This is a genomic window from Candidatus Cloacimonadota bacterium, from assembly GCA_028706475.1.
Taxonomy (GTDB): Bacteria; Cloacimonadota; Cloacimonadia; order Cloacimonadales; family Cloacimonadaceae; genus UBA5456.
In genome coordinates this window covers 1-2,785 of sequence record JAQWBI010000088.1, presented here as the reverse complement: position 1 = coordinate 2,785, position 2,785 = coordinate 1, and the positions used below count along the sequence as shown (strand labels likewise).

At 42.8% G+C, this 2,785-nt stretch carries 4 protein-coding genes; all 4 read left to right on the top strand.

Annotated elements, in window-relative coordinates; genetic code table 11:
* Window positions 1–339 precede the first annotated feature (339 nt).
* Entirely contained in the window at window positions 340–711 is a 372-nt protein-coding gene (locus tag PHF32_08785) for a GntR family transcriptional regulator (GenBank protein ID MDD4560809.1), read from the top strand.
* Window positions 708–1,592, top strand: a complete 885-nt coding sequence (locus PHF32_08780; protein MDD4560808.1) for an ABC transporter ATP-binding protein — start codon at window positions 708–710, stop codon at window positions 1,590–1,592. The genes PHF32_08785 and PHF32_08780 overlap by 4 nt, the downstream gene beginning before the upstream one ends.
* Complete coding sequence (locus tag PHF32_08775; protein MDD4560807.1) at window positions 1,579–2,421, top strand: hypothetical protein; 843 nt, start codon at window positions 1,579–1,581, stop codon at window positions 2,419–2,421. The genes PHF32_08780 and PHF32_08775 overlap by 14 nt, the downstream gene beginning before the upstream one ends.
* A gap of 125 nt (window positions 2,422–2,546) precedes the next feature.
* Window positions 2,547–2,785, top strand: a 239-nt coding sequence (locus PHF32_08770) for a hypothetical protein (protein ID MDD4560806.1), incomplete at its 3' end; no start/stop codon positions are given.

Genomic DNA, 2,785 nt, shown 5'->3' with positions numbered 1-2,785 from the left:
GAAGGTTATGGTTTGCTTTTCCATGTTTAGCTCCTGTGTTGTTATAGAGACAATATAACCTACGCATCTGATTTGTCAAGTATTATTTATCTATACTTTTTGTCCACTTCTATGTGCAACGGTCTTAATTTACGAACGCAATAATTTCCAAAAGGGTTGTCGAATTTAGCCAATCACCCTGTCGTAGGATATACGTAACGCATTGAATTAAGGTAATATACAATCATCGTCTACGAAATAGTCAAAGAAAATAACAGAAAAAGCTTGACATGAGACATGGAGTGATATAGTTGGCTACATCACTAAGGCGCTAGGTGAAATAAAATATGTGAGGAAGCGATGAAAGCCTTTAAAGACGACATCCCGATCTACCTCCAGCTAAGGCAACAGATCGAAGAACAGATACTTGCACGGGCATTAATTGAGGAAGACCGGTTGAAATCGCTCCGTGAAATGGCCGCTGAGTACCGGATTAATCCCATAACAGCGGGGAATGCAGTAAATGCATTGGTAGAAGAAGGGATATTGTATCACAAACGAGGAATAGGGATTTTCGTGTCTCCGGGTGCCAGAGCGAAGATCATTGCGAGCCGGAAGAATTCTTTTATTCAAGAAAGCTTGGAACCCTCTCTACGTTTGGCAAAAAACTATGAGATTCCCAAAGAAGAAGTAATCAGCAAAGTACATAGTGTGTATGGAGAAGAGAAATGACGGTTTACGAAAAGACATTTGAGAACCACCCGATTCCATATCAGGTGAAGAATCTAGGCAAGAGCTTTGGTAAATTCAAGGCTTTGGATAACGTGTCCTTCACTTTGCCTTGGGGAAAGATTGTGGGACTTTTGGGCAAAAACGGAGCGGGGAAATCTACCTTAATGCGCTGTATGTTGGGATTCCTGGATCATGAAGGAACGGTGAGCCTTGACGGCTTCAACCTACAACACAGAGATCACCGCGTGTTTGAACAGGTGGCTTTCATCCCGGATGTCAGCGGTTTGGACGATAGATTAACGGTTGGTCAGACCATAGATTATGTAAGGCATATGAATCCTCTCTTCAATGAAGAAAGAAGTGGCAGGCTCTTTGCCCGGGCGAATTTGCCCCTGAACAAAAAAGTAGGAAAGCTCTCCAAGGGAATGAAAACCAAGCTATATCTGCTGTTGACCATTTCATTGGACGTAAGATATCTGCTACTTGATGAACCTACGTTGGGATTGGACATTGCTTTCAGAAAGGAATTCTTCAATATCATACTGGGAGAGTTCTTTGATGAGCAGCGAACCATCTTTATCTCTACACACCAGGTTGAAGAGATTGAGGATATGCTGCAGGAGATCATCTTTATCGATAATGGCAAAATGGTGCTGAATGAAGAAGTGGAAAGCTTGAAATCACGTTATAGCGTAGTAACGGTATCATCAGACAAAAGGCAGAGCCTCGTGGACAGCGGAGCCAGAGAGATAAACAACACTTTAGGATTTGTGAGTGCAGTATTACCATCTGATATCGAGATTGAGGGCGCAATCTACAACAGGCCATCGATCTCAGATATATTTATGGAAGTGGTAGGAGGTAACCATGCAGCAGTTTAAAGCGTTAATCATAAAAGAATGGAACACTCACAAAAGGAACTATCTCATTCCCTTGTGGGTACTACTTGCGGTATATGCTTTGAGTATATTAACACTGATCTATGGCAGTATTCGCTATGGCTTACCGAGCATAATTCAACTGGGTGTGAATGCTGAGGCTGTACAAAGTGTGCTTTGGGTAATGCAATTTGGATCTGCTGTCTTTATCTCCTGGATTTGTATTTTGACTACCTTAGCTCTTTCAGATGCCACCTTGAACCAGGATTACACAAAAAGATGCGAGATATTTCACTTGTCGCAACCAGTAAGTTTGAAAAAGATCCTCGGTTCAAAAGCTGTCTTTGTTTTCCTCGGCATCTTTCTGCAGTACTTAATCCTGGTGATTGTGAACTATCTGATGATCAGCGCCGGCATGGCAATCTTTGGTTTAAATGCTCTTACTTCCGGTTGGAACGCCATTCTATACACGATCCCATATTATATTACATCGGTATTGATGCTTATGCCCACTTCTTGGTTCTTTGCCAGCTTGTTTCGCAAAAACTCGCCTTTGATGATGATACTCTTCTTTGCGGTCTTCGATATCGTTGGATTGATCCTGAAAGTGAGCTGGGGTGTGAAGTTATACAGCTTGCTCGGTTTTTGGTCCAAGGTATTAACAATCCCATTTCAGCTGGTAGGGAGGAAACTGGCTGCACCCAAGATGCTAAGTATTGATTTCTCAAATTGGGCTACGTTCTGGAATCAAGAAAACTGGATCTGGTTGGGAATCAATATTATTCTTGTTATCGCATCCTACTTTATTTATAAACGCAGAAACATCACTTAACAGGACTAAACAGATACAAACGGCGTCTTCACAATTGGTGATGACGCCTTTTTTAGTTTGCCCAGAATGCTTTCTGCGCCGATGGACTGAAAGAAGTCCTGACACCTCACCAGCGGGAAGTCAACATGAGATCAAGGGCGCTCTTGGCAACGGCAAGGTCTGAAGCAAGAAGCAGTGGGAATATGGAACATAGCGCAAGCGAACTGATGTTGGTCGCTAGAGTGGGTAACCTTGCCAAAAGTGGGAAAGCCCTAAAGCTGGATAGCTCTACAGATTTTGACAGATGGCTTCATATTCAGGCAGGAAAGCTTAACTGGGGAAGCCTGTTGTTGTCCACAGCAGTGGAAAGATTGATCAAGCTGAG